Source organism: Nocardiopsis codii (assembly GCF_036327455.1).
GTDB lineage: Bacteria > Actinomycetota > Actinomycetes > Streptosporangiales > Streptosporangiaceae > Nocardiopsis > Nocardiopsis codii.
The window spans coordinates 128,144-154,410 of the sequence record NZ_JAUZMY010000006.1; the positions used below are offsets into that span (position 1 = coordinate 128,144).

19 protein-coding genes are annotated in these 26,267 nt (G+C 72.5%); 12 read left to right on the forward strand and 7 right to left on the reverse strand.

Annotated features, from left to right (window positions below; translation table 11 throughout):
* The first annotated feature begins 397 nt into the window (after positions 1-397).
* The 7 genes from Q8791_RS08385 (at position 398) to Q8791_RS08415 (ending at position 10,868) form a co-directional block, all read left to right on the forward strand.
* Complete coding sequence (locus Q8791_RS08385; RefSeq protein ID WP_330091035.1) at positions 398-1,441, forward strand: ScbA/BarX family gamma-butyrolactone biosynthesis protein; 1,044 nt, start codon at positions 398-400, stop codon at positions 1,439-1,441.
* Positions 1,432-2,109: an HAD family hydrolase gene (locus tag Q8791_RS08390; RefSeq protein WP_330091036.1), complete on the forward strand. Its 678-nt coding sequence runs from the start codon at positions 1,432-1,434 to the stop codon at positions 2,107-2,109. Before Q8791_RS08385 ends, Q8791_RS08390 begins: the two co-directional genes overlap by 10 nt.
* A complete protein-coding gene (locus tag Q8791_RS08395; RefSeq protein WP_330091037.1) occupies positions 2,106-3,740 on the forward strand; it encodes an FAD-dependent monooxygenase in 1,635 nt (544 codons plus the stop codon). The genes Q8791_RS08390 and Q8791_RS08395 overlap by 4 nt, the downstream gene beginning before the upstream one ends.
* Positions 3,741-3,884: 144 nt before the next feature.
* Positions 3,885-6,260 carry an MMPL family transporter gene (locus Q8791_RS08400; RefSeq protein WP_330091038.1) on the forward strand — a complete coding sequence of 792 codons (2,376 nt, stop codon included), beginning with the start codon at positions 3,885-3,887 and terminating at the stop codon, positions 6,258-6,260.
* Positions 6,247-7,416, forward strand: a complete 1,170-nt coding sequence (locus Q8791_RS08405) for an alpha/beta hydrolase (RefSeq protein ID WP_330091039.1) — start codon at positions 6,247-6,249, stop codon at positions 7,414-7,416. The genes Q8791_RS08400 and Q8791_RS08405 overlap by 14 nt, the downstream gene beginning before the upstream one ends.
* A 50-nt stretch (positions 7,417-7,466) precedes the next feature.
* Positions 7,467-8,624, forward strand: a complete 1,158-nt coding sequence (locus Q8791_RS08410; RefSeq protein WP_330091040.1) for an alpha/beta hydrolase — start codon at positions 7,467-7,469, stop codon at positions 8,622-8,624.
* Between the two features lie 21 nt (positions 8,625-8,645).
* Positions 8,646-10,868: an MMPL family transporter gene (locus Q8791_RS08415; protein WP_330091041.1), complete on the forward strand. Its 2,223-nt coding sequence runs from the start codon at positions 8,646-8,648 to the stop codon at positions 10,866-10,868.
* A 45-nt stretch (positions 10,869-10,913) separates the two neighbouring features.
* Here the strand turns inward: Q8791_RS08415 and Q8791_RS08420 are convergent, their stop codons facing one another.
* Positions 10,914-11,375: a MarR family winged helix-turn-helix transcriptional regulator gene (locus Q8791_RS08420; RefSeq protein WP_330091042.1), complete on the reverse strand. Its 462-nt coding sequence runs from the start codon at positions 11,373-11,375 to the stop codon at positions 10,914-10,916.
* A 78-nt stretch (positions 11,376-11,453) separates the two neighbouring features.
* Between Q8791_RS08420 and Q8791_RS08425 the strand changes: the two genes are divergently transcribed.
* A complete protein-coding gene (locus Q8791_RS08425; protein ID WP_330091043.1) occupies positions 11,454-12,545 on the forward strand; it encodes an NAD-dependent epimerase/dehydratase family protein in 1,092 nt (363 codons plus the stop codon).
* A 74-nt stretch (positions 12,546-12,619) separates the two neighbouring features.
* On the opposite strand, the gene Q8791_RS08430 is transcribed toward Q8791_RS08425, so the two are convergent.
* A complete protein-coding gene (locus Q8791_RS08430; protein ID WP_330091044.1) occupies positions 12,620-14,713 on the reverse strand; it encodes a 3-hydroxyacyl-CoA dehydrogenase NAD-binding domain-containing protein in 2,094 nt (697 codons plus the stop codon).
* The gene (locus Q8791_RS08435) at positions 14,710-15,909 is read right to left on the reverse strand and encodes a thiolase family protein (protein WP_330091045.1); all 1,200 of its coding nucleotides are present in this window, start codon (positions 15,907-15,909) and stop codon (positions 14,710-14,712) included. The genes Q8791_RS08430 and Q8791_RS08435 overlap by 4 nt, the downstream gene beginning before the upstream one ends.
* A 242-nt stretch (positions 15,910-16,151) precedes the next feature.
* Here Q8791_RS08435 and Q8791_RS08440 point away from each other — a divergent pair, with 242 nt between their 5' ends.
* Positions 16,152-17,927 carry an ABC transporter ATP-binding protein gene (locus Q8791_RS08440; RefSeq protein WP_330091123.1) on the forward strand — a complete coding sequence of 592 codons (1,776 nt, stop codon included), beginning with the start codon at positions 16,152-16,154 and terminating at the stop codon, positions 17,925-17,927.
* Positions 17,928-18,008: 81 nt separating this feature from the next.
* Here Q8791_RS08440 and Q8791_RS08445 read toward each other — a convergent pair whose 3' ends face one another.
* The 3 genes from Q8791_RS08445 to Q8791_RS08455 all read right to left on the reverse strand — a co-directional run bounded on the left by Q8791_RS08445 (position 18,009) and on the right by Q8791_RS08455 (position 21,231).
* On the reverse strand, positions 18,009-19,013 hold the full coding sequence (locus Q8791_RS08445; RefSeq protein ID WP_407941974.1) for a tetratricopeptide repeat protein: 1,005 nt from the start codon (positions 19,011-19,013) through the stop codon (positions 18,009-18,011).
* A 201-nt stretch (positions 19,014-19,214) separates the two neighbouring features.
* Entirely contained in the window at positions 19,215-20,465 is a 1,251-nt protein-coding gene (locus tag Q8791_RS08450) for a ribonuclease D (protein WP_330091125.1), read from the reverse strand.
* Between the two features lie 190 nt (positions 20,466-20,655).
* Positions 20,656-21,231: a DUF3000 domain-containing protein gene (locus Q8791_RS08455; protein WP_330091046.1), complete on the reverse strand. Its 576-nt coding sequence runs from the start codon at positions 21,229-21,231 to the stop codon at positions 20,656-20,658.
* Positions 21,232-21,529: 298 nt separating this feature from the next.
* Here Q8791_RS08455 and hemE point away from each other — a divergent pair, with 298 nt between their 5' ends.
* Positions 21,530-22,555, forward strand: a complete 1,026-nt coding sequence (gene hemE, locus Q8791_RS08460) for a uroporphyrinogen decarboxylase (protein WP_330091126.1) — start codon at positions 21,530-21,532, stop codon at positions 22,553-22,555.
* A gap of 161 nt (positions 22,556-22,716) precedes the next feature.
* On the opposite strand, the gene Q8791_RS08465 is transcribed toward hemE, so the two are convergent.
* Complete coding sequence (locus Q8791_RS08465; protein WP_330091047.1) at positions 22,717-23,805, reverse strand: DUF4349 domain-containing protein; 1,089 nt, start codon at positions 23,803-23,805, stop codon at positions 22,717-22,719.
* 175 nt (positions 23,806-23,980) lie between these two features.
* Between Q8791_RS08465 and hemG the strand changes: the two genes are divergently transcribed.
* Complete coding sequence (hemG, locus tag Q8791_RS08470) at positions 23,981-25,477, forward strand: protoporphyrinogen oxidase (protein WP_330091048.1); 1,497 nt, start codon at positions 23,981-23,983, stop codon at positions 25,475-25,477.
* Entirely contained in the window at positions 25,474-26,184 is a 711-nt protein-coding gene (hemQ, locus tag Q8791_RS08475) for a hydrogen peroxide-dependent heme synthase (protein WP_330091049.1), read from the forward strand. The genes hemG and hemQ overlap by 4 nt, the downstream gene beginning before the upstream one ends.
* The last annotated feature ends 83 nt before the right edge of the window (positions 26,185-26,267 follow it).

The following is a 26,267-nucleotide window of genomic DNA, read 5'->3' on the forward strand; positions in this document are numbered from 1 at the left end:
ATCATAAACACGCAGGCCATGCCTGTAAGTAATGGATAAGTTCCGCTCCGGCGTTGACCGCGGCGGCTTCGCAGCCCCGGGGGTTGCGGACAAGGCCCAGGCCATCTCTTGTGTTGATAGTCACAATCCAATGATGATCATGGAACTTGATCAATTGCGCGTGCATCGACGCAGGTCGACGTGGCGTGCACGGAAAAATGCGAACTTTTTTCGCGATTCGCCTTCAGGTCTTGTTCAGGGCTGCTTCAGGGCGCGTCCTGATACTCGGACCTTGTACGGAGGCGGCCCGTGGCCCGCCCGCCCCCGACACGGGAACCACCCTTCTTTGCCGTTCCGAACCTCGTCCCCCGACACGGAGAGACCTCCCGCCTGGGGAACGTGAACGAAAGGGAAGCACATGAACCAGACATCGACCAGCACGCAGCCGACCGCCGTAGCCACCGGGACCACCGACCGCGACACCCTCGCCGGGCTCGACCCCGAGATCACCGGCATCCGCGAACTCGACTACGACTCGACGGTGCCTCGGGGGCTCGTCCACCGCAACGCCGTCTCCGAGGTGTTCGTCACCGACTCCCAGCAGACGGGGGAGAGCAGCTTCGACGTCGCCGCCCAGCTCCCCCGCGGCCACGTCATGCTGGAGTCGCCCGCCTACGACCTGCCCCTGATCCTGGAGGCGTGCCGCCAGACCGGTGTGCTGATCTCCCACCGCCACCTGAACGTCCCCATGGACCGGGCGTTCATCATGCACCGCATGTCGCTGGACATCACCGACCTCGACGGGCTGCGCCAGAACTCCGAGCCCGCCCGCCTGCTGATCCGCGCCAGCGCCGACCTCTACCGCAACCAGGCCGGCAAGCTGCGCGGCTACGACTTCCGGGGCGACGTCCTGCTGAACGGCACCGAGGTGGCCAAGGCCACCGGCGCGCTCATCTTCGTCAGCAAGCTCGCCTACCAGGCGCTGCGCAACAAGGGCCGGGACGCACTGGACTGGAGCAAGGGCCCCGCGCCCAGGGCGGTTCCGGCACGGCCCTCGGTCGTGGGCAGGCGCGACCCGCGCAACGTCGTCATCACCGAGCCGGTACAGCGCGGAGAGGACGGCTGGAAGGCCACCGTGGTCCCCGACCACAGCCACCCGCACCTGTTCGACCACCCGCTGGACCACCTGCCCGGCAACCTGCTCATCGAGGCCGCGCGCCAGCTGGCGGTGGCCGCCGTGGCCCGCTCCAGCGGACTGGACCCCGCCACCCTCGCCCCCGTCGCGGTGGAGGCCTCGTTCTCCTCGTTCTCCGAGAACGACCTCCCCTCCGTCGTGGAGGCCGACCTGACCCCGTTCCGCAGCGACGCGCGGTTCGGCCCGGTCATGGGCGCGGACGTCCGCGTCATCCAGCAGGGCGTCGCGGGCAGCACCTTCCGGATCGAGGTGGCCCAGTGGTCCTGAAGCGCATCGAGGCCGTCGTGTGCGACTACGGCGGCGTGCTCACCAACCCGCTCATCGAGACCCTGGAGCACTTCGCCAGGACCGCCGGTCTGACCCCCGACGCCATCCTCACCGCGATGGGGGCCGCAGCCGAGCACAACGGCGCCGACCCCATGGCGCTGCTGGAGGTCGGGGCGATCACGGAGGCCGACCTCGTCTCCCAGATCACCGCCGAGCTGCCGGAGGGGGGATGGGCGCTGCCCGAGGGCCGGACCTTCGGAGAGACCTGGTTCGCCGGGCGCACCGGCAACCACGAGTTCGCGGAGTTCCTGGGCGGACTCGGCGCCGACGGCTACCGCATCGCCCTCCTCACCAACAACGTCATCGAGTGGGAGGAGCTGTGGCGGGCCACCGTCCCCGCCGACGAGCTCTTCGAGGTCGTGGTGAACTCCGCGCACGAGGGTGTGCGCAAACCCGACACCGAGATCTACGAGCGGCTCCTGGCGAGGCTCGGCCTGGCGCCGGACCGCTGCCTGTTCGTGGACGACCTGGAGGCGAACCTGGAGCCCGCCGCGAAGCTGGGCATGGCAACGGTCCGCTTCCGGGACAACGCCCAGGCCATCGCCGACGTGACCGCCCTGCTCGACGGGGCGGTTCAGCCGGTGCGGGCTGCCGAGGGGGTCCTGTGAGCCTCCCCGGCCCCCACCCGCCGGTCCTGGTGGTCGGCGCCGGCCCCACCGGGCTCGCCGCCGCGTGCACCCTGCTCCAGAACGGCGTCCCCTGCCGCGTGGTCGAACGCCGCGCCGGGATCGCCGAGGAGCCCAAGGCGCTCATCCTGTGGAGCGGGGCCCTGGAGGTCCTGCGCAGGCTCGGTGTCCACGAGAGGGTGATCGGCCAATCCCTCCCGCTGGCGTCGGCGTCCTACTTCTCCAGCGGCCGCAGGATCGGCGGGGTGCGCTTCGGCGGCCTGGAGGGGACCGCGTTCCCCGGGCCGGTCTGCCTGCCCCAGCCCGGTACCGAGCAGGCGCTCCACGACCGCCTCCTCGAACTCGGCGGGTCCGTGGAGTGGTCCACCCAGGTCCACTCTGTGGCCCCGGCGGGGGAGGGGATGCGGGTCGTCCTCGGTCCCTCCGGGGACCCGGACACCCGGGAGGAGTCCACCGTCCCCTGGGTGGTGGCCGCGGACGGCAGCCGCAGCGCGGTCCGCGAGTCGCTGGGCGTGGCCTTCGAGGGCGACACCTACGACCGCGTGTTCCTGCTCAGCGACGGGGTCGTGAGCGGTCCCGTGCCGGAGCGGGAGGCCCAGTACCACCTCACCCCCGACGGGGTGCTGGTGATCGTGCCGCTGCCGGGCGGCGGCCACCGGGTCTTCTTCGACACGGCCCCGGACGGGGAGACCGAGCCGCCCGGCGACGAGCTGCTCGCCCGGCTGCTCGCCGAGCGGGGACCCGGCGGGCTGCGCATCGAGAGCGTGTGGTGGCGCAGCCGCTTCCGGGTCCACGCTCGGGTGGCGCGCGAGTTCCGGCGCGGGCGCGTCCTCATCGCCGGGGACGCGGCCCACCTGCACAGCCCGGCGGGCGGCCAGGGACTCAACACCGGTATCCAGGACGGCTTCGACCTGGGCTGGAAACTGGCCTCCGTGCTCCGGGGAGCTCCGGAGTCGCTGCTGGACAGCTACCCGCTCGAACGCCGCCCCACGGCCCAGACGGTGGTGCGCAGCGCGGACCAGCAGACCCGCACGTGGATGGTGCGGGCGCCTCTGGCCCGCCTGGTCCGCGACACGCTCATGCGCGTGCTCTCGGCGTCGGGTCTGTTGGAGAAGCGCCTGGTGCCGCAACTGGCCCAGATCTCCCCGGACCTGCGGGAGAGCCCCGCCGTCACCGCGCCACCGCCCGGATGGCGGGCGCGAGACGCGGTGGGGGGAGCGCTGCCCGGCCGGCGGATCGGCGACGCGCCCCTCGTCCCCGTGGCCGGGACGGAGGCCGACAGCCTCCACGCCTACCTGGCCTCCGGGCGGCAGGCGCTGCTGGTCGGCGGCTCCTCCCGCAGGGCGGCCGACGCGGCGGCGGAGCTGCGGGACGCGGTTCCGGCGGACGTGGACGTGCTGCTGCTGACCGGGCGCGAAGGCGGGGCCCCGGACTCCCCGGGCCACGACGTGGCCCGGCTGGGGCCGTCGAAGGCGGCGGCCGGTGCCGGGTGGGTGGTGCACGTGCGCCCCGACGCGGTGGTGGCGTCGGTCGCCGTCCTGGACGCCGGCTGGCGTGCGCGGGACTTCCTCGACGCCGCGCCGCTGCCCGGAGCCGAGCGCTCCCTCAAGTAAACGATATGTGAACCCTATTGTTTAGGTGAATGATCGTCGCATGTTTATACGATACTGTGGCGACGACGGTACACGCCGTGGCGGTCGGAGCACTCCGACCGCCACCGGCGGTCCCGCGCGCACAAGACGAACGGGGGTGACACGATGCTCGACGCGTTGACCGGGCTGACCACGCGCAGACCCTGGTGGGTGCTGGTCGCCGCCCTGCTGGCCGTGGTCGGGGCCGTGGTCCTCGGATCCGGTGTCGCGGACCGCCTCCGCGCGGGCCAGGGCACCGAGGACCCCTCCTCCGAGTCGGCCCTGGCGGGCGACGTCCTGGAGGAGCACTTCCCGGACAGCAGGCCCAACCTGATCCTCCTGGTCGAGGCGGAGGAGGGGGTGGACGACCGCGAGGCCGCCGGCACAGCCCTCGGCCTGGCCGAGGGACTCGCCTACGAGGACTCCGTCGCCGGAGTCACCTCCTACTGGCAGACCGGCTCCGAGGAGCTCAAGTCCGACGACGGCTCCCGAGCCCTCATCGCCGCCCACGTCAGCGGTACGGAGGACGTGGCGGGGCCCGCCGTCGCCGAGATCGCCGAGGAGTACGGCGGGGAGCACGGCCCCCTCACCGTCAGCGTCGGCGGACAGACCGCCGTCCTGAACGACATCGAGTCGACCATCGCCGACGACCTGCTGCGCTCGGAGCTGATCGCCCTCCCCCTCACCCTGCTCATCCTGGTGTGGGTCTACGGCAGCGTCGTCTCGGCGGTCCTGCCCCTGCTGGTCGGTGTGGTCGCCATCATCGGGACCAACGCCGTCCTGTACGTGATCGCCGGGTTCACCGACGTGTCGGTCTTCGCGCAGAGCCTCACCATCGCCCTCGGACTCGGCCTGGCGATCGACTACGCCCTGCTCATGGTGCGCCGGTTCCGGGCGGAACTGGCCGCGGGGGCCGACCCGCGCACCGCCACCGCCGTCACCGTCCGCACGGCCGGACGCACGGTGGTGTTCTCCGCGCTGGCCATCTCCGCGGCCCTGGCCGCGATGCTGCTCTTCCCCCTCTACTTCCTGCGGTCCTTCGCCTACGCGGGTGTGACGGTGGTGACGCTGGCCGCCCTCGCCTCGCTGGTGGTGCTCCCGGCCCTGCTCACCCTCCTCGGCCACAGGGTCAACTCCCTGGACCCGCGCCGCCTGCTCCGCCGCCATGACGGCGCGGCCGAACCCCTCTCCCCGGAGGACGCCGCCGACCGGCGCTGGCAGCGGCTCACCCGCCTCGTCATGCGGCGCGCGCCCCTCTTCGCCGTGGTGGCGCTCATCGTCCTGGTCGTCGCCGGGCTGCCGTTCCTCCGGGTGGAGTTCGGCATGGCCGACGACCGCCAGCTGCCCTCCGGAACCGAGTCGCGCCAGGTCATGGACGTCATCCGCGACGACTTCGGATCGACCGCGACCGGGGCCGTCGACGTGCTCGTCCACAGCCCCCCGGAGGACACCGACACCGACGACCTCGAGGCCTACGCGTCCGCGCTGTCGTCCCTGGACAACGTCGAGGAGGTCCGCTCGCCCCTGGGCGTCCACACCGACGGCGCCAACACCCGAGCCCGCACCCCCGTGGACGCCCTGCGCGAGTCCGAGGACCTCGCCTACCTCCAGGTGATGCCCGCTCCCGGGGTGGAGGACATCTCACCCCAGAGCCAGGACCTGGTCCGCGACATCCGCGCGGTCGACACCCCGCTGGAGACGTCCGTCTCCGGGCAGGCCGCGGCCGTCGTGGACGCGCAGGCCGCCATCGCCGAGCAGCTCCCGCTCGCGCTGACGGCCGTCGTCGCGAGCATGCTCGTCCTCGTCTACCTGCTCACCGGAAGCCTGGTCCTGCCGCTGCTGTCGGTGCTCTTCAACGGGCTCAGCCTCACCGCCATGTTCGGAGCCGTGGTCTGGGTCTTCCAGGACGGCAACCTGAGCGGGCCGCTCGGCTTCACCCCCACGGGGTTCATCGACACGGCCCTGCCGGTCCTCATGTTCTGCATCGCCTTCGGCCTGTCCATGGACTACGGCGTCTTCCTGCTGTCCCGGATGCGCGAGGAGTACGACCGCGTGGGCGACCACCGCGCGGCCGTCGAACTCGGATTGCGGCGCACCGGCGGCATCATCACCGCGGCGGCCGTCACCCTGGCCGTCGTCCTGGTCGCCATCGGAGCCTCCAGCGTCACCAACACGATGATGCTCGGCTGGGGCGTGGCCCTGGCCGTGGTCGCCGACGCCACCGTCGTCCGCTGCCTCCTGGTCCCCTCGGTGCTGCGCCTGACCGGGCGGGCCACCTGGTGGGCTCCCGCACCCCTGCGCCGTTTCTACCGGGCCTTCGACGCCACCCTCGGGGAGGGCGCGGCCGAACCCGTCCGGCGGGACCGGCCCACCGGAGACGCCCCCGCGCACCCCGACACCGCCGCGACCGGCCGTCCCGCGACCCCGGAGGCCGGATCCGGGCCCACCGGAAGCACGGGGCACGACAGGAAGAACACCGAGGTGGCCCATGCCCGGGACTAGAAGGGCTCTCATCGCCGGGGCGGGTGCCGCGGCCGTCGCCGCAGCCGTCCTCGTCCTCCTGCCCGCCGGCGGTTCGGAGACCGCGGCGGAGCCGGCGCCCACGGCCGAGGAGCGTGCCGAGGCCACCGCCCGACGGATGGCCGCCGCCGACATCGTCGACGTCCCCGTCTCCTTCACCGTCACCAACGGCAACGACTCCCGTCTGCCGTGCAACAGCGACGGCGGGGAGTACACCGTCCGCGGCCACCTGACCGCGCCGGCGTCCGTGCTCGGGGAGGAGGAGCCCGCCGTCACCGTCTACCAGCACGGGCAGGCGGCGGGGGAGTGGTTCTGGCGCCTGGACGAGCCCGGGCTGCACCACACCGAGGAGATGGCCCTGCTGGGCCAGGCCTCCCTCACCCTGGACCGGCTCGGCTACGGCGCCAGCGACCGCCCCGACGGGATGGCCCTGTGCCTGGGCAGCCAGGCCGACATGACGTCGCAGGTCATCGCCCAGGTCCGAGAGGGCGACTACACGGTCGGGGACGCCCCGGCCCTGGAGGGCGGCGTCCCCGCCTTCGACCACGTCACCCTCGCCGGACACCACAGCGGCGCCCAGATCTCCCAGATCACCGCCTACTCCTTCGAGGGCGCGGAGGCGCCCGACGCCCTCGTCCTGATGGCCTGGAGCGGCACCGGCGTCACCGACCGCGCCAACGCGCGCTTCTTCGGGGGCCTGGCCTCCTGCATGCAGGGCGGGGTCCCCGCCGACGCAGGGGCGGGGCCGCCCGACCCCGACGGGGAGGACCCCGCCGGATACACCTACGTCGACGTCGGGGACACGTCCTTCACCAGGGCCAACTTCCACGACACCTCCACCTCGGCCGCGGCGCTCGCCGCCCCCCTCCAGGACCGCACCCCCTGCGGCGACCTGGGGACCCAGGTGGAGGCGCTCTCCACGGACATGCGCCGCGTGGACCGGATCGACGTGCCCGTCCTCTTCGCCTTCGCCGACGGCGACACGCGGGTCGGGGAGGGCGCCTCGCACGCCGCGCTCTTCACGGGAGCGCCCGAGAGCGAGACCGTCACGGTCGCCGACGCCGGCCACTTCCTCGTCCTCGAACCGGGCGCCGCAGCCCTGCGCGAGGACCTCGCCGCATGGCTGGAGGAACGGTGAACCGCACGGGACCCCGACGGACCGGCCCCCACGCACGCCAAGGAGCACCCATGTCCCGCCCCCTCGGACGTGCCGTACGCGTCGCGGCCGCCGTCGCCGCGCTCCTGACGGTCGCGGCCACCACGGCCGCGACCCCCGGCCCCCTCCCCGGGAGCTCGTACGCAGCCCCGGGCGGGGACGTCCCCGCCACGGCGTCCGCCTCCGCTCCCACCGCCACCGCGGCACTGCCCGAGGGGGTGGTGGACCTCCCGGTGGAGTTCACCGTCGACAACGTCAACCGCACCCGCGGCCAGTGCTCCGCCGACGGCGGGGAGTACACCGTGCGCGGCCACCTCACCGCGCCGGCGGAGGTGTTGGAGGCCGACGCCCCGGCCGTGTCCCTGCTGGTCCACGGCACCAACACCGGCGAGTGGATCTGGCGTCTGGACGTCGAGGGGCGCAACTACGTCAACGAGCTGGCCGCCCGCGGGCACGCCTCGGTCACCATCGACCGCCTCGGCTACGGCTCCAGCGACATCCCCGACGGCTTCGCCAGTTGCAGCGGCGCCCACGCCGACATCGCGAACCAGGTGGTCGAGCAGCTGCGCGGGGGCGGGTACGAGGTGGACGGGGGTGAGCCCACGGCCTTCGACACCGTGGTCATGGGGGGCCACTCCAGCGGCGCCCTGGTCGCGGAGACCGCCTCCGTCTCCTTCGGCAACGTGGACGGCCTGCTCCTCACCGGCTGGGCCGCCGTCGGCATCACCGACGACACCAACCGGCGCTTCCTGAGCGCGTACCAGACCTGCCTGGAGGGCGGGGAGGAGCACAGCGGCCCCGGGGACCCCCTCGGATACGTCCACTTCGACCCCACGCTGGAGGACTTCCGCGAAGGGGGGCTCGGCGCCGACGCCGACCCCGCCGTGCTCGCCGAGGTCGAGGAGCACTGGGGCCGCAACCCGTGCGGCGTCATGATCTCCGAACCCATGGCGATCCTCTACGACCTGGACCTCGTCGGCGGGATCGACGTCCCCGTCCACCTGGTCTTCGGCGCCCACGACGTCCTCCGCCAGGGCGTGGAGGGCTACCCCGGGCTGTTCACCTCCAGCCCCGACGTCACCTCCACCACCCTGGACGACGCCGGCCACTTCGTCACGGTCGACGCCGGCTCCGAGCTCCTGTACGACACGGCTGCCGCGTGGTTGGAGCGGCACGCCCCCACCTCCTGACCCTGGAAGGCGAACACCACCATGGCCACGTCACCGACGACCACCTCACCACCGAGTACCGAAGGGGCGCCACCGGGGCGGCCCCCGTTCCTGACCCGGCTCGGAGAGGGACTGGCCCGGCGCCCCGGCCGGGTGATCCTGGCCTGCATCGCGCTGGCCCTGATCAGCATCGTCCTGGCGGCCGGGACGATGGACCGGCTGCTCCTCAGCCGATTCGAGAGCCCCGGCTCGGAGTCGGAGCGCGTCGAGCAGCTGCTGGACGAGGGCTTCGGCACGGGCAAGCACCACTTCCTGCTGCTGGTCACCGCGCAACAGGGCGACGTGGACTCCCCGGAGGTCGTCGAGGCGGCCACCGCGATGGAGAGGGACCTGGCCTCCCGCGAGGAGGTCGCCGAGACGGCGTCCTACTGGGGGCGCGGGGACTCTCCCGCGATGCGCTCCGAGGACGGCACCCAGGCGCTGATCACCGTGCGGATGGAGGGCAGTGTCACCGAGGCGCGCACGGCCCTCGGCGAGATCTCGCCGGAGTTCACGCGTGACGACGAGGTCCTGCGCGTGGAGGTGGGCGGAGGCGACGAGATCTTCCGCCAGGCCGCCCAGCAGGCGCAGGCCGACTTCGTGCGGGCCGAGCTGATCATCTTCCCGCTGGTGTTCGTCCTCCTGCTCGTCCTCTACCGCCGGGTCTCCGTCGCCGCGCTGACCCTGGCCATGGGGCTCTTCTCGGTGATCGCCACGCTCGCCCTGCTGCGGGGCGTCACCTACTTCACGGACGTGTCCACGTTCGCCGCCAACCTCACGCTCGTCATGGGTGTGGGACTCGGCGTCGACTACAGCCTGTTCGTCATCAACCGCTTCCGGGAGGAGCTCGCGCGGGGCAGGGAGGTCTCCGAGGCGGTCACGCTGGCGGTGTCCAAGGCAGGGCGCACCGTCGCCTTCAGCGGACTGACCGTCGCGGTCGCCCTGTCCTGCCTGATGCTGTTCCCGTTCCCCTTCCTCCAGTCCTTCGCCTACTCGGGTGTGGGCGCGGTGGTGACGTCCGTGTTCGCGGCGCTGGTCATCCTGCCCGCCGCCCTCGCCAAGGTCGGACACCGGGTGCGCCCCAAGCGCGAGCCGGACCCCGACAGCGGGTGGTGGCACTCGACCGCGTTGCGGATGATGCGCCGACCGATCCTGTGGGGCGTGCCCGCGCTGGCCCTGGTGCTCCTCCTCGCCGTCCCGGCCGCCGGTCTCGACTTCGGACTGCCCGACGCGCGGGTGCTGCCCCAGGGCAACTCCAGCCGCGACGTCCAGGACCAGATCGAGTCCAACTTCGTCCAGGAGGAGATGGACGCGGTGCAGGTCCTGGTGGACACCCCGGGGCAGGGGGCCGACACGGCCGCCCTCGGCGCCTACGCCGAGGACCTGTCCCAGGTGGAGGGTGTCTACCAGGTGGACGCGCTCACGGGGCGCTACACCGGGGGCCAGGAGGTCGCCGGGCCCGAGCCCGGGGCCGACGAGCGATTCGGCTCCGCCGACGCCACCTGGTTCTCCGTGGTGCCCAGCGCGGACGCCCTCACCGACGTCGAGGACCTGATCGAGCGCATCCGGGACGTGCCCGCGCCCGGCGACACGCAGATCGGCGGCTACCCGGCCGACCTGACCGACTTCCGTGAGGCCCTGCTGGGCCAGGTGCCGCTGGTGTTCGGGCTCATCCTCGCGATCACCTTCGTCATCCTGTTCCTGATGACCGGGAGCATCCTGCTGCCCGCCAAGGCGATCGTGCTCAACGTGCTCAGCCTCGCGGTGATGTTCGGGGTCCTGGTGTGGATCTTCCAGGAGGGCAACCTGTCCGGGGTGCTCGGCTTCACTGCCAACGGCACGCTGGAGACGACGTTCCCGATCCTGATGTTCTGCATCGCGTTCGGGCTGTCGATGGACTACGAGGTGTTCATGATGTCCCGGATCAAGGAGGAGTACGACCTGACCGGGGACAACACGAGGGCGGTCGCGGCCGGGCTCCAGCGCAGCGGCCCGCTCGTCACGGCGGCCGCGGTCATCCTCGCCGCGTCCTTCGCCACCTACGCCGTCTCCGACGTCCTCTACCTGATGATGCTGGGCATCGGCATGGCGGTGGTGATCCTGGTGGACGCGACCCTCATCCGGGGCGTCCTGGTGCCGGTGTTCATGCGGTTGGCCGGACGCGCCAACTGGTGGGCCCCGGCGCCCCTGAAGCGCCTGCACGCGCGCTTCGGGATCTCCGAGTAGCCGTGGGTCGGGGGCCGCGCGCGGCCCCCGACACCACCTCCCCGGCTACTCCTGCTTGGTCACCCGGGGATGGGTGGAGAGCAGACGCCCCGACAGCTCGTGCAGGGTCCTGACCTCCTGTTCCGACAGCGTGGCGAAGAACTCCGCCTCGGCGTTGGCGACGGATTCGCGCGCCTCCTCCAGGACGCGCGCGGCCTTCTCCGTCGTGGTCACGATGTAGCGCCTCCGGTCCCGGGGGTTGCGCTCCCGTGTGGCCAGCCCCTGCTCCTCCAACCGGTCGACCAGTCCCACCATCACGTTGGGGTCCACGCCGAGAACCCGGCTGAGCTCCTTCTGGGAGGGGTTGGGCATCGACGCGGCGGCGGACAGGACGTGGAACTCGCGGGAGGAGATCTGCTGGGGTCCGAAGATCGACGCGGTGGTCGCCTGCACCAGCTCGCCCAGCTTGATCAGCCGGAAACCGGTCGTGTGCCACAGGGGGGTGTCCCACTCGGCCGCGTTCTCCATAACTCGGTCACCCTCACTCCATAAATAATCACGAGTAATGATTATAGATCAACTATATAATATTTGGGATGTGAAACCATGGCGGACACCCACACCACACCGCTCCCGGCCAGGGAGAGGGCCCTGGTCACCGGTGCGACAGGGCTCCTGGGCAGCAACATCGTGCGACTCCTGCTGAAGCAGGACCAGGAGGTCGTCGCCCTGGTCCGCGACCTGGACCGCGCCCGTACGTTACTCCCCGCCGACCCCCGCCTGCGCCTGGTCCCCGGCGACGTCACCGATCCCGACTCCTACCGGCCCCTCTTCGACGGAGTGGACGAGGTCTTCCACACCGCCGCCTACTTCCGCGAGTACTTCCAGGACCCCTCCCTCACCGAGCCCCTGGAGAGGGTCAACGTGACGGCGACACGACGCGTCCTGGGCGAGGCGGCCGAGGCCGGGGTGCCGGTGTTCGTCCACACCAGCTCCATCAACACGCTGGCGCTGCGCGGGCCGGAACAGCCCGCGGACGAGACGACCCCGCCGCCGGAGAAGTACGCGCGGCTCCGGGTCTCCGAGTGCTACCCCTCCAGCAAGGTCCGCGCCGAGCGGGCGGTGGACGACATGATCCGGTCCGGGAGCACCGGGTCCACCCGTGTCGCGGTGGTCCTGCCCGGGTGGATGTGGGGGCCCGGTGACGCCGGCCCCACCTCCTCGGGACGGCTCTTCCTCGGTGTGGCCAAGGGGGCGGTCAAGGCGGTGCCCAGGCTGTCCAACTACGTGGTGGACGCCCGCGACGTGGCGTACGCGTGCGTGGCCGCGGCCCGGGTGGGCAGGCACGACCGCTACGTGGTGGCCGGGGTCAAGAGGTCCGTGCCGGGGCTGACCGGGGCGGTCGCCGCCGAGACGGGCGTGCGCGCGCCCCGGGCGGTCCCGGCCGGACTGGCGCTGGCCGCCGCGTCGCTGATGGAGCTGCAGGCCCGGCTGAGCGGCGGTGAGCCCACGGCGACCCGCGCGGGCGTGCGCGTCCTGCGCGAGGGCGACGACCGGCACATCACCTCGGGCCTGGCCGAACGCGACCTGGGGGTGGAGTTCCGCTCCGTCGCCGACACCGTCGCCGCGACGGGCGCCTGGTACCGGCAGCAGGGAACGCTTCCCGCCGGCCCGGTCCGGGCGGCCACCGTCGGCTGAACCGCGAAGGGCCCGACCGCCCCGGTCTCGGGAGCTGGTCGGGCCCGTCGCGGTCCCGGTGAGGGGCCCTCGCCCTAGAAGGCCTTCGGGTCGCCCTCGTGGAACCGCTTGCCGTTCACGGCCTCGGACACGCCGACCTTGTCCAGGTACGGGGTGATGCCGCCGGTGTGGAACGGCCAGCCCGCACCGGTGAGCAGGCACAGGTCGATGTCGGCGGCCTCGGCCACGACGCCCTCGTCCAGCATCAGCCGGACCTCCCTGGCCAGTGCGCGCAGCGCCCGGTCCAGGATCTCGCTCTCCTCGGACGGCTTGTCGCCGCCGGAGAACAGCTCCTTCACCTCGGGGTCGATGGTGAAGTCCGGGTCGTAGACGGCCGTCTTGCCCGCCTTGACGATCTCGGCCAGCCCCGCGGAGACCGCGAAGCGCTCGGGGAACGCCTCGTGCAGGGTCTCGGACACGTGCAGCGCGACCGCGGGGCCGACCAGCTGGAGCAGCAGGAGCGGCGACATCGGCAGGCCCAGGGGCGCGACCGCGCGGTCAGCGGTCTCGGGCTCGGTGCCCTCGCCCACGGCGGCCAGGACCTCGCCCATGAACAGGGTGAGCAGGCGGTTGACCACGAACGCCGGGGCGTCCTTGCACAGGACGGCGGTCTTCTTCAGCTTCCTGGCCGTGGCGAACGCCGTGGCCAGGGCGGGGTCGTCGGTCTTCTCGCCGCGGACGATCTCCAGCAGCGGAAGGACGGCGACCGGGTTGAAGAAGTGGAAGCCCACGACCCGCTCGGGGTGGCGCAGCTTCGAGGCCATCTCGGTGATCGACAGCGACGAGGTGTTGGTCGCGAGGATCGCCTCGGGGGAGACCACGGCCTCCACCTCGGCGAACACCTGCTGCTTGACCTCCATGTCCTCGAACACGGCCTCGATGACGAAGTCGGCGTCCGCGAACGCGTCCTTGGTCAGCGAACCGCTGACCAGGGCCTTGAGGTGGTTGGCCTTGTCGTTGCCGACCCGCCCCTTCTTCAGGAGCTTGTCGATCTCGCCGTGGACGTAGGCGACGCCCTTGTCCAACCGCGCCTGGTCCAGGTCGGTCATGACGACGGGGACGTCCAGGCGGCGGGCGAACAGCAGCGCCAGCTGCCCGGCCATCAGCCCGGCGCCGACGACACCGACCTTGGTGACCTTGCGGGCGAGCGACTTGTCCGGGGCCCCGGCGGGACGCTTGGCGCGCTTCTGCACCAGGTCGAACGCGTACAGGCCGGCCTTGAGCTCGTCGCTCATGATGAGGTCGGCGAGCGCCTCGTCCTCGGCGGCGAAGCCCTCGTCACGCGTGCGCGTCCTGGCCTGGGCGACCAGCTCGACGGCGCGGGCCGGGGCCGGGGCGGCGCCGTGCAGCTTGCCCTCGACCGTGAACCGGGACATGTTGACGGCGTTGTCCCAGGCCTCGCCCTTGTCGACCTCGGGACGCTCGACGACGACGTCGCCCTTGAGGACCTTCGCGACCCAGCGCAGGGACTCCTCGACGAAGTCGGCGGGCTCGAAGATCGCGTCGGCGATGCCCATCTCGAAGGCCTGGGGGCCCTTGAGCATCTTGTTCTGGGCGAGCGGGTTGTCGATGATGACCTTGAGGGCCTTCTCGGCGCCGATCAGGTTCGGCAGCAGGTACGTGCCGCCCCAGCCGGGCACCAGGCCGAGGAAGGCCTCGGGCAGCGCCAGCGCGGGGACGCCCGAGGAGATGGTGCGGTACGTGCAGTGCAGCGCCACCTCGACGCCGCCGCCCATGGCCGCGCCGTTGACCAGTGCGAAGGTCGGCACGTCCATCTCGCCGAGCTTGCGGAACACGTCGTGCCCCAGCTTGCCGATGGCCAGCGCCTGCTCGCGGGTCCGGATCGCCGGGACGCCGGTCAGGTCCGCGCCGACGGCGAAGATGAACGGCTTGCCGGTGACGGCCACGGCCACGATGTCGGTGCGCGCACGGGCCGCCTCGATCGCGGCGTCGAGGCTGAGCAGGCCGCCGGGGCCGAAGGTGTTGGGCTTGGTGTGGTCGTGCCCGTTGTCCAGGGTGATCAGGACCGCGGTGCCCGCGCCGTGGGGGAGCTCGACGTCACGGGAGATCGCGTTGGTGACGACCTCGTCCTTGAACAGTTCCCGTGCCTGCTCGATCGCGGTGCTCACTTGCCCCCCTCGTAGTTGGTGTTCTCCCACAGGATGGTCCCGCCCATGCCGAGGCCCACGCACATGGTGGTGAGGCCGTAGCGGACGTCGGGACGCTCGGCGAACTGGCGCGCGAGCTGCATCATCAGGCGCACGCCGGAGGAGGCGAGCGGGTGGCCGATGGCGATGGCGCCGCCCCACGGGTTGACGCGGGCGTCGTCGTCGGCGAGGCCGAAGTGCTCGAGGAAGGAGAGCACCTGGACGGCGAAGGCCTCGTTGATCTCGATGAGGCCGACGTCGTCGATCGTGATGCCCTGGCGGGCGAACAGCTTCTCGGTGGCCGGGACGGGACCGACACCCATGACCTCGGGCTCGACGCCGGCGAAGGAGAAGTCGACCAGGCGCATCCGGGCGTCGAGGCCGAGCTCCTCGGCGACGTCCTCGGCGGCCAGCAGGGCGCCGGTGGCGCCGTCGTTGAGGCCCGCGGCGTTGCCGGGGGTCACGTTGCCGTGCGAGCGGAACGGGGTCTTGAGGCCGGCGAGCGACTCCATGGTCGTGCCGGGGCGCGGCGGCTCGTCCCGGGTGGCCAGGCCGTAGCCCTTCTCCAGGGAGCGGACCAGCATCTCGACCAGGTCGGGCTGGATCTTGCCGTCGGCGTAGGCCTTGGCGACCTTCTCCTGGCTGCGCACCGCGTAGGCGTCGGCGCGCTCCTTGGTGATGCTCGGGTACCGGTCGTGCAGGTTCTCCGCGGTGTTGCCCATGACCAGGGCGGACGGGTCGACCAGCTTCTCGGAGACGATCCTCGGGTTGGGGTCGACCCCCTCACCCATGGGGTGGCGGCCCATGTGCTCCACACCGCCCGCGATCACCACGTCGTAGGCGCCGAAGGCGATGCCCGCGCCGGAGGTGGTGACGGCGGTGAGCGCTCCGGCGCACATCCGGTCGACGGAGTAGCCGGGAACGCTGCGCGGCAGCCCGGCGAGGATCGCGGCGGTGCGCCCGATCGTGAGGCCCTGGTCGCCGATCTGGGTGGTGGCGGCGATGGCGACCTCGTCGACGCGCTCCGGCGGCAGGCCGGGGTTGCGGCGCATCAGTTCGCGGATGACGCGGACGACCATGTCGTCGGCGCGCGTCTCGGCGTAGAGGCCCTTGCCTGACTTGCCGAACGGGGTGCGGACCCCGTCGACAAACACGACATCGCGGGCAGTTCGCGGCACGATGGGCCCTCCTTCTCCAAGGGTGAGTGGACTTGTTGCGCCCATGCTACTCGTCAGTAACAAATTGTGCGAGCGGCGGGGCCGATGACTTCGCGGCGCGGCGGAACCAGGGGCGATCCATGACCTTCGAGGGTTGTCGCCGCCCCCGCGGCGCGCTTGGCTGGACGCGGATCAGGAACAGAAACCTACACAGGGGGCAGAACGTGGGAAGTCCTGACGTACGGGGCGCGGAACACAGGGCGATGCTCCGCGCCGCCCCCAAGGCGCCCGTGCGCCGGCTGTGGGAGCACGCCCGGCCCCACTGGCGCGTGCTCGTCCTCGGAGGAGGGCTGAGCTTCCTCGGGGGCGTCACCAGTCTGGCGCAGCCGCTCATGGCCAAGTACGTCATCGACGAGCTCGGCGCGGGAGGCTCCATCCTCGGCCCTGTCCTCGCCCTGACCGGCGTCATCGTCGGCGGCGCGGTGATCGGCGCCGTCGGCGCCTTCCTCCTGGAGCGCACCGGCCAGAGCGTCGTCCTCGGCGTGCGGCGCACCCTGGTCGGCAGCCTGGTCCGGCTGCGTGTCGCCGAGGTCGACCGGCTCAAGCCCGGCGACCTCGTCGCCCGCCTGACCGCCGACACCACCCTGCTGCGCACCGTCGCCACCAGCGGCATCACCAACCTCTTCACCAGCAGCGTGCTCCTGGTGGGCGGCGTCGTCGTCATGGCGGTGCTCGACCGGACGCTGTTCCTGGTCGCCGCCGGGATGATCGTCGTGGTCGGCCTGCTGATGGGCGTGGTCCTGCCGCGCATCGGCGCCGCGACCAGGGCCGCCCAGGTGGCGCTCGGTGAGATGGGCTCCCACCTGGAACGCGTCTTCGGGGCGTTCCGCACCGTGAAGGCGTCCTCCGCGGAGGACGCCGAGATCGCCCGCCTGGACACCGCCGCCGTCGAGTCCTGGCGCAGGGGGGTGGCGGTCGCCGGGTGGACCGCGGTCTCGGGGACCGCGACCTGGCTGGCGGTCAACGTCGCCTTCCTGACCGTGCTCGCCGTGGGCGGCGGGCTCGTCGCCGCCGGCAACCTGCCCGTCTCCTCGCTCATCGCCTTCCTGCTGCTGCTCTTCTACCTCATGGAGCCGATCAGCACCCTGGTGCAGTCGCTGACCGAGATCCAGACCGGCCTGGCGGCCGTCCGCCGCATCGACGAGGTCTCCGACCTGGACCAGGAGGACACCACTGCCGGTGCGGCCCCCGCCGTCGCCCCCGACCGCCCCGCGTCGGTCGCCTTCGAGGACGTCGCCTTCCGCTACCGCCCGGACCTGCCCCTGATCCACCACGGAGTGGACTTCGAGGCCGGGGGAGCCGGTCTCACCGCCCTGGTCGGGCCCTCCGGAGCAGGGAAGACCACCGTGTTCTCCCTGGTGGAGAGGTTCTACGACGCCACCTCGGGGACCGTCCGCCTGGACGGGACGGACGTGCGGGACTGGCCCCTGGACGCGCTGCGGGCGCACATCGGCTACGTCGAACAGGACGCCCCCGTCCTGGACGGAACCCTGCGCGAGAACCTGCTGATGGCCGCGCCGCACGCCACGGGGGACGACGTCGCCGAGATCGTGCTCCGGGCGCGCCTCACCGAGCTCGTCTCCCGCCTGCCCGACGGGCTGGACAGCGCCATCGGCCACCGCGGGGTGACGATCTCCGGGGGTGAGCGACAGCGGGTGGCGATCGCCCGGGCCCTGCTCCGGCGCCCCCGGCTGCTGCTGATGGACGAGGCCACGTCACAGCTGGACGCCGCCAACGAGAGCGCGCTCAAGGAGGTCATGCTGGAGGCCGCGCGGACCACCAACGTCATCGTGGTGGCGCACCGCCTGTCCACGGTGACCAGCGCCGACCGGATCGTGGTCATGGACGCCGGTCGGGTGCGCGCCGTGGGCACACACGAGGAGCTGGTGGCGGCCGACGAGCTCTACCGCGACCTCGCCGCGGGACAGCTGCTCACCGGTGAGGACCCCTCCGCACGGAGCCCCGCCGGGGCCGCCTGACGGCCGGCCCCGCGAGAGGGCGGGACCTGGACACGCGCGGGGCCGGGGGAACGCGTCCCCCGGCCCCGCGCCGCACGGCCGTCAGAGCAGAGCGTTGGCCTCGCGGTAGCGCCCGGCGGCGTTGTAGGCGCCCGCCAGGTCGCGGCGCAGCCGCAGGGTCAGACGCCGCACCTCCGGGTCGCCGGAGGAGTTCAGCGCCACCCGGTAGGCCTCGCGCAGGGTCTCCACCGCTTCGTCGGTACGGCCCGCCTGGGTGTAGGCGCGGCCTATCCGGTGGTGCACCACCAGGGTGTCCAGGTGGCCCTTGCCCAGGCGTCGCCGCCGCGCGGCCAGGACCATGCGCAGCTGGTTGATCGCCTCGTCGTAGCGCCCGGACATGTTGTGCGCCGCGCTCAGCCCGAGTCGCAGCTCCTCGCGCCGCTCGGTCGAGGCCACGTCCTCGATCGCCCGCTGGTAGTGCGCGACGGCGGCGTCCAGGCGGCCGCTGCGCCGGTAGCACACGGCCAGGCGCATGCGCGCCTCCACCGTGTCCTCGTCCGCGGCGCCGAACTGGCGCTCGCGCTCGCGCAGCAGCAGCTCCCACTGGCCGGAGGCGTCCGCGGGGCGCCCCGCGTCCTCGTACGCCCAGGCCAGGTTCTCCCGGATGATCTCGGTGCGAGGGTGCTCGTCCCCGAAGACCTCGACCGCCTCGGAGAGTGCCAGCTCGAACTGCTGGACCGCCGCCTGGCGGCGCCCCATCTGCGCGTACTTGGTCGCGAGGTTGTTACGTGCGGTGATCGTGTCGGGGTGCTCGGTGCCCAGCCGCTCCACGAGGGCGCGCAGGGTCCGCTCGAGGGAGGCCGCCCGCATGCCCGACGTGGGTGCGGGGGCCCCGCCCGTGTCGGCCTCGGCGCGCTCCTCCGCGAGGGACAGCGTCTCGACGCCTCCGACGGCGACCGGAGCGGGGCTCGGCAGGGCGACCTCCGCCGGTCGCGCCGCTGGTTGTTCCTCGCGCGTGGGTACGGCACTGGCGGTATCAGCGGACCGTGTCCTGGTCGCACCCGTCAACCCGGTCTCGCGCAGCAACGCACGCCAGAACGACAGCAGACTCACCACATTTCCCTGATCGCGCACCGCGGCCTCGCGGCCGTCGGTCGTTACACCCGTAAGAGGTCAAGAAGCCCTGATATTCCAAGGCACGTTTCTATAACTTAATCGGACAGGGGGCTACGGAACAGGCATCAAACACCCCTAGGGGGCGGTGACTTCGATCACGCTTGGATTGAGTAGGTGAGAATCGGGTAAACGTCAGCTTTCCTCGGCGCTCCGCAGAGCTGTGGCCAGGGACTCCGCGGTCAGCCCCACCTGCCATTCTCGGGCCCCGCGCTCGCGCAGGAAAGCCCCTACGGAGTCGGGATCCACGGTCTTCGGCGGTGCCCACGCGAGCCGGCGGACCGCGTCCGGCAGCAGCAGGTTCTCCGTCGGCATCACGATGTCCTCGGCTATGCCCGTGACCGTGGCGCGCGCGGCGTCCAGACGCCGCGCGGCCTCCGGCGCCCGGTCCGCCCAGCGGTTCACCGGCGGCGGTCCGTCACCCGGCGCGTTGGGCCGGGGCAGGTCGGTCTGCGCCATGTCGCGGGCGCGGTTGACGGCCTTGATCCACGTCGTCAGGTAGCGCCGCGCGAGCTTGATCCCGAACTGCCGGATCTTCGCCAGGTCGGTGGTGGAGCGCGGCATCGTCGTCGCCGCCTCCACGATCGCCGCGTCCGGGAGCACCCTCCCGGGCGAGATGTCCCGTTCCTGGGCGATGCGGTCGCGTTCGTACCAGAGCTCGCGCACGGCGGCCAGCGCGCGTTGGTTGCGCACCCGGTGGATGCCCGACGTGCGGCGCCAGGGGTCGGTGCGCGGCTCCTTGGGCGGAGCGGCCAGGACCGCGGCGAACTCCTCGCGCGCCCAGCCGATCTTGCCGGTCTCCTCCAGCTCGACCTCCAGGGAGTCGCGGAGCTCGATGAGGATCTCCACGTCCAGGGCCGCGTACCGCAGCCAGTCCTCGGGAAGGGGGCGCTGCGACCAGTCCACCGCCGAGTGCTCCTTGGCGAGCCTGATGTCGAGCATCCGCTCCACCATGAAGCCCAGGCCGACCCGCGGGTAGCCCAGGAGCCGTCCCGCCAGCTCGGTGTCGAACAGCTGCTTCGGGCGCAGGTTGACCTCGGACAGGCACGGCAGGTCCTGGTGCGCGGCGTGCAGCACCACCTCGGCCTCGCCCACCGCCGTGTCGAGGCCGCTCAGGTCGGGGCACGCGATGGGGTCGATCAGGGCCGACCCCGCCCCGTTGCGGCGCAACTGGACCAGGTACGCCCGCTGTCCGTACCGGTACCCGGAGGCGCGCTCGGCGTCCACCGCCACGGGGCCCGTGCCCGCGGACAGCGCCGCGACCACACCGGCCAGTGCGTCGGCGTCGGCGGTGACCTCTGGCAGGCCCTCCCGGGGCTCCCGCAGCAGCGGCGCCCTCTCAGCGTCGTCGTCGCCTGGTTCGCGGGGTTCTGTCTTGGAGTTCAACGCGTTCGCCACACCACTACGGTATGCGCTGTCGCCACCGGACGTGGAAATCGGGTGGTCCGCACACCGCCCGGAACCCCGCCGTGCGCCGTCCGCGCGCCCGGTCCGGACCCCCGCCTCCGATCGGTGCGGGCACGGAGAAGGGCCGCCGGGCGCGTACCAGCCTCCCCGGCGGCCTCCGTCCCCGAGCTCAGGGCCGCGGGCGCTGGCGGGCGATGTCCGCGACGTCCAGCGGAGGCAGCCCCGCCGCGGACGCGAGCAGCGCCGTCCAGGCGTTGGCGTGCACGGAGAGGTCGTCCGACTGCGGGGTCCACGAGGCGCGCATCTCGACCTCGGTGGTGGCCCCCTGGTCCGCCTTCGTGCCGAAACCCTCGGTGGTGGCGCGGGTGACGGTGCCGCTCAGCGTGTGGTGCGTGGCCTCGGTGGCCTCCAGGGCGTCGGTGAGCCAGCTCCACGCGACCGGTCCGAGAAGCGGATCGGTCGCGATGTCCGACTCCAGTTCGGAGTTGACCTGGCAGACCACCCGGAAGGGGCCGGGCCAGTCGCGGGTGTTCTCGGGGTCGTACAGCACGATGAGACGGCCCCAGGCGATCTCCTCGCCGTCCACCGTCACCTCGGCGGACACGGCGGCGGAGTGGGGGGCCAACCGCTGGGGGGCGGGAATCTCCCCGACGGTGATCTCGGGGCGGTGGAGGGGTGAGTGCAGGGCCTCGACCGCTCGCCGGAACGTCTCATGCGCGTCCTCGGCGCTACCGACATCGGGCATGGTGGAAACGTCAGCCTTCATTCTGTGGTGATCACGCACCGGCGGGTGTCGTCTGAACGTGCTCCGCCGTCCCGCCAGAGGCGGGGGGAGGGGCACGCACCCGACCGTGGCACGAGTCACTGTCCGGGAGTCGGAGTTGGCCCGGCGTGTCGGTGTTTTGTGATGATCTTGGGACCGGTTCGCCTTCTACGGCGTCGGTTCGGGACCTTCGGCCACCCGGGGGACCCGCGGTCGCGGCCCCGCTCGGGCGATCCGAGTGAGAGCACCGGGGCGGGCATGGCACGATCGAGGGGTGACGCTGCAAGAATCTCCTTTCCTCCGTGCCTGCCGGCGCCTTCCCGTGAGCCACACGCCGGTGTGGTTCATGCGCCAGGCCGGGCGCTCCCTGCCCGAGTACCGACGGGTGCGCGCCGATGTGCCGATGCTTGAGGCGTGCGCTCGTCCCGACATGATCACCGAGATCACGATGCAACCGGTCCGCCGGTACGACGTCGACGCCGCGATCTTCTTCAGCGACATCGTCGTCCCGCTCAAGGCCATCGGCATCGACCTCGACATCAAGCCCGGGGTCGGTCCCGTGGTCGCCGACCCGATCCGGGACGCGAGCGGGGTCAAGCGGCTCCGCGAGATCGAGCCCGACGACCTGACCTACGTGACCGAGGCGGTCGGCCAGCTCCTCGGCGAGCTGGGCGACAAGCCGCTCATCGGTTTCGCGGGCGCCCCGTTCACCCTGGCCTCGTACCTCATCGAGGGAGGCCCGTCGAAGAACCACGAGCACACCAAGGCGCTCATGTACGGCGAGCCCGAGCTGTGGGACGAGCTGATGCGCCGCCTGGCCACCATCACGCTGGGCTTCCTGCGCACCCAGATCGAGGCGGGCGCCAGTGCCGTCCAGCTCTTCGACTCCTGGGTCGGCGCGCTCAGCGCCGAGGACTACCGCACCTCCGTGCTTCCGTACACCTCGTGGATCTTCGGCCAGCTCAGCGAGTACGAGGTTCCGCGCATCCACTTCGGTGTGGGCACCGGCGAGCTGCTCGGTCTGCTCAGCGAGGCGGGAGCCGACGTCGTGGGCGTGGACTGGCGCGTGCCGCTCGACAAGGCCGCCCAGCGCGTCCAGCCGGGTACCGCGCTCCAGGGCAACCTGGACCCCGCGACCCTGTTCGCGCCGTGGGAGGTCGTCGCCGAGCGCACCCGCGACATCCTCTCCCGCGGGCGTGCCGCCGACGGCCACGTCTTCAACCTGGGCCACGGCGTGCTGCCGAGCACCGACCCGGACATGCTCCAGCGCCTCACGGCGTTCGTGCACGAGGAGACGGCCGTCTAGATCGGTTCCCGGCGCGCCCCGCGCTCGCGGGGCACGGCCGGGCCGAACGCCGCGCGCCGGCTCCTGCGGGAGACCGCCCGCACGGACGCCCGGAGCACCGGGGACACACGACACGCATCGGCGGCGCCCGCCCCTCGGGGGACGGGCGCCGCCGCGCACGGTCAACCGGCGGAGTCGGCGTCGCCGTCCGTCGCCTCGGGGCCGCGCCCGGCGCCCTTCTCACCGGAGGCCGCGCCGGTCACGGGCGGTGCGGCCTCGGCGGTGGCGCCACCGGTCGCCCGGTCCCGCCCCTCGTCTGCCGGCGCCCCCGCGGGTGCGGCCCGTCCGCGCCCGGAGGCCGCGCCGCGTCGGCGCGAGCGGTACCACCACAGCGGGCCGGCGCCCAGCACGGCGGCCAGGACCAGGAACGGCAGCAGCCAGCCCACGGCCACGGCGACGCCCCCGCCGAGGGACGCCAGCGCGCGCCACCCGCGCTCCAACCCGCCGAGGAAGCCGATGCTCTCCTCTGAGGGTTCCTCCAGATAGGTCTGCGGCGGAGTGAGCTGGAGGTTCACCGTCGAGTACGCGGTCTGGTTCGTCAGCGACTCCAGGCGTGCCTGGAAGGCCTCCAGCTCCGACTGCCGGGTCTGGATCTCGCTCTCCACCCGCAGCAGGTCGTCGACGTCCTCGGCCTCCTCCAGGTAGCCGCGCAGCGTCTCCAGCGAAGCCTCGGAGGACGCGATGCGGCTCTCGACGTCCGCGACCTCCTCGGTGACGTCCTCCACGGAGCGCTCCAGGTGCGACCGGTCGCCCAGCTCGGCCAGGGCGTCCAGCGCCCCCTCGTACCCGTCGTTGGGGACGCGCAGGGTCAGGAAGCCCTCAGGGGTGCCGCTGGAGGGAGTGGAGAGACTCTCCGAGGCGACGTAGCCGCCCGCCCCGATCGTGAGCTCCTTGGCCAGCTCGGAGGCCTCAGGGACGTCGTCCACCCGCACGGTCAGGTCGGCGGTGTGGATGAGGTCGCGCTCGCCGACCTCCACGTCGGCGCCGACCGAGGAGGAGGCGCTCTCCTCCTCCACGGCCTCGCCGCCGCTGTCGGCGCTCTCGACGAGCTCCTCGGACCTGGCCGGGGCGTCCTCGGCGGCCCCGCCCGCGAAGCCGGCGTCGCCGGAGGACTGAACGGCCCCGCAGGCCGTGAGGAGGAGGGCCGTGAGGCCCACGGAGAACGCCGCCCCGACGACACGACGCGCCGGGGGGACCGCTGAAGTAGCCATGCACCTTCGACGCCTCCCCGTCGGCGCCCGTTGCGGACCTTCGGTAACGACCCCGCAACGGGGTCGGCGCGTCCGTTCCGGGGCCCGCGACCGACGGCGCCCCCGGGGTTGCCGAGCCCCCTGCGCCCCGAGGGGGACCGATGTCACCGTGGGTCAGGAGGTATGGCGGAGCACTGTGACCCACACCATCTGGGAAGCTGGAGACATGTCTGAAGCACCGCACGTCGTCGTGGTCGGCGGAGGAGTCTCCGGACTCACCGCCGCGCACCGCCTCCGTGGTCTCGGCGCCACCGTCACCGTGGTCGAGTCCGCCGACCGCCCCGGGGGTAAGCTCCGCGCCTCCCCGGTGGCGGGAGTGCCCATGGACGCGGGCGCCGAGGCGGTCCTCGCCCGCCGCCCCGAGGCCCTCGACCTGTTCTCCGAGCTGGGACTGGACGACCGGGTGGTGCACCCCGGGCCCGGATCCGCCGCCGTGTACAGCCGCGGCCGCGTGAGACCCCTCCCCGGTGGGCAGCTCATGGGCGTGCCCGGGGACCTGCGTGCCCTCGCCCGCAGCGGGGTGCTGTCGTGGACCGGAACCCTGCGCGCCGGACTCGACCTGGTGCGACCGCGCACACCCGTGCCCGGTGACGTGTCCGTCGCCGCCTACGTCGGCGCGCGCATGGGCCACGAGGTCGTCGACCGCCTCGTCGAACCCCTCCTGGGCGGCGTGTACGCGGGGCGCGCCGACCGCCTCTCCCTGGACTCCACCCTGCCGCAGATCGCGCCGATGGCCCGCCGCGACCGCTCCCTGTCGCGCGCGGTGCACACCAGCCTGCGCGGACGCGGAGCCGCTCCCACCAAGGCCGGGCCGGTGTTCGCGTCCCTGCGCGGGGGCGTCGCCGAGCTCGTCGGCGCGCTCGCCGAGCGCCACGCCGCCGATCTGAGGACGGGGACCCGGGCCGGCTCCCTCGAACGGCTTCCCGGGGGCTGGCGGGTGCACCTGGACGGCGGTGAGCCGATCGCCTGCGACGGCGTCCTCCTGGCGTGCCCCGCCCCGGACGCCTCCCGCCTGCTCGACGGGCACGCGCCCGGCGCCGCGCGCGACCTGGGCGGGGTGCGCTACGCCGACATGGCGCTCGTGACCCTCGTCCTGCCCGCGGACGCCTTCCCGAGGCCGCTGACCGGGACCGGCTTCCTGGTCCCCGCGGGGGAGGGGCTCACCGTCAAGGCGGCCACCTTCTCCAGCAACAAGTGGCCCTGGCTGGCCGAGGCCCTGGCCGCGGCCAACCCCGGCGACGACCTGGTCGCCGTGCGCTGCTCCATCGGCCGGTTCGGCGACGACGCCGTCCTGGAGCGCTCCGACGAGGAGCTGGAGGCTGCCGCGCGCGAGGACCTCGCCCGGGTCACCGGCATGACCGGCCGCCCGGTGGAGAGCCGGGTCACCCGTTGGAACCACGGTCTGCCCCAGTACGCGGTCGGCCACGCCGACCTCGTCACACGCGTCCGCACCGACGTGCACCGGATCCGAGGCCTGGGGGTGTGCGGCGCGGTCTACGGCGGCGTGGGCATCCCCGCCTGCATCGCCGACGCCGACCAGCAGGCGGAACGCCTGTTCGGCGACCTCTCGACCAACGGCCACGGCGGCGGCCAAGACGCCGCCGGAACGAACCAGCAAGGAGTCAACCCGTGACGGGCCAGCAGAACGAAGCCGTCGGCCAGGACGGCACCGACCTCAACAAGCTCATCCGCTACACCATGTGGTCGGTCTTCAAGGTCGACCGCCTCGACGGCGTCGACCGGGGTGCGGCCGCGGACGAGCTGCAGACGCTCCTGGACAAGGCCGCCGAGGGCGGCGTCACCACCCGGGGCAGCTACGACGTGCAGGGCTTCCGCGCCGACGCCGACATCATGTTCTGGTGGGTGGCGGACACCCCCGAGCAGCTCCAGGACGTCTACACGGCGTTCCTCCGCACCGAGGTCGGCCGCGTCGCCACCGCCGTGTGGTCGGTCATGGGCCTGCACCGCCCCGCCGAGTTCAACAGGGGGCACGTCCCCGCCTTCCTCGCCGGGGAGGAGCCGCGCGACAACATCTGCGTGTACCCGTTCGTGCGCTCCTACGAGTGGTACCTGCTGCCGGACGACGAGCGCCGCGCGATGCTCGCCGAGCACGGCCGCATGGCGGCCCCCTACCCGGACGTGCGCGCCAACACCGTGTCCTCGTTCGGCCTCAACGACTACGAGTGGCTGCTCGCCTTCGAGGCCGACGAGCTGTACCGCATCGTGGACCTGATGCGCCACCTCCGGGGCGCCAAGGCGCGCCTGCATACCCGCGAGGAGCTGCCGTTCTACACGGGCCGCCGCAAGAGCGTCGCCGAGCTGGTCGACGCCCTGCCCTAGCGGCGTCCGGGACCGCCCTCCCGGACGCGGACCGGGCACACACGGAGCGCCCCTGCCGCAGGACCAGCCTGCGGCAGGGGCGC

Bases quoted from the DNA above. Each gene is read 5' to 3' on its own strand.
- Q8791_RS08385 (WP_330091035.1), top strand. From the start codon at position 398: ATGAACCAGACATCGACCAGCACGCAGCCGACCGCCGTAGCCACCGGG.
- Q8791_RS08400 (WP_330091038.1), top strand. From the start codon at position 3,885: ATGCTCGACGCGTTGACCGGGCTGACCACGCGCAGACCCTGGTGGGTG.
- Q8791_RS08405 (WP_330091039.1), top strand. From the start codon at position 6,247: ATGCCCGGGACTAGAAGGGCTCTCATCGCCGGGGCGGGTGCCGCGGCC.
- Q8791_RS08410 (WP_330091040.1), top strand. From the start codon at position 7,467: ATGTCCCGCCCCCTCGGACGTGCCGTACGCGTCGCGGCCGCCGTCGCC.
- Q8791_RS08415 (WP_330091041.1), top strand. From the start codon at position 8,646: ATGGCCACGTCACCGACGACCACCTCACCACCGAGTACCGAAGGGGCG.
- Q8791_RS08420 (WP_330091042.1), bottom strand. From the start codon at position 11,375: ATGGAGAACGCGGCCGAGTGGGACACCCCCCTGTGGCACACGACCGGT.
- Q8791_RS08425 (WP_330091043.1), top strand. From the start codon at position 11,454: ATGGCGGACACCCACACCACACCGCTCCCGGCCAGGGAGAGGGCCCTG.
- Q8791_RS08440 (WP_330091123.1), top strand. From the start codon at position 16,152: ATGCTCCGCGCCGCCCCCAAGGCGCCCGTGCGCCGGCTGTGGGAGCAC.
- Q8791_RS08455 (WP_330091046.1), bottom strand. From the start codon at position 21,231: ATGCCCGATGTCGGTAGCGCCGAGGACGCGCATGAGACGTTCCGGCGA.
- Q8791_RS08465 (WP_330091047.1), bottom strand. From the start codon at position 23,805: ATGGCTACTTCAGCGGTCCCCCCGGCGCGTCGTGTCGTCGGGGCGGCG.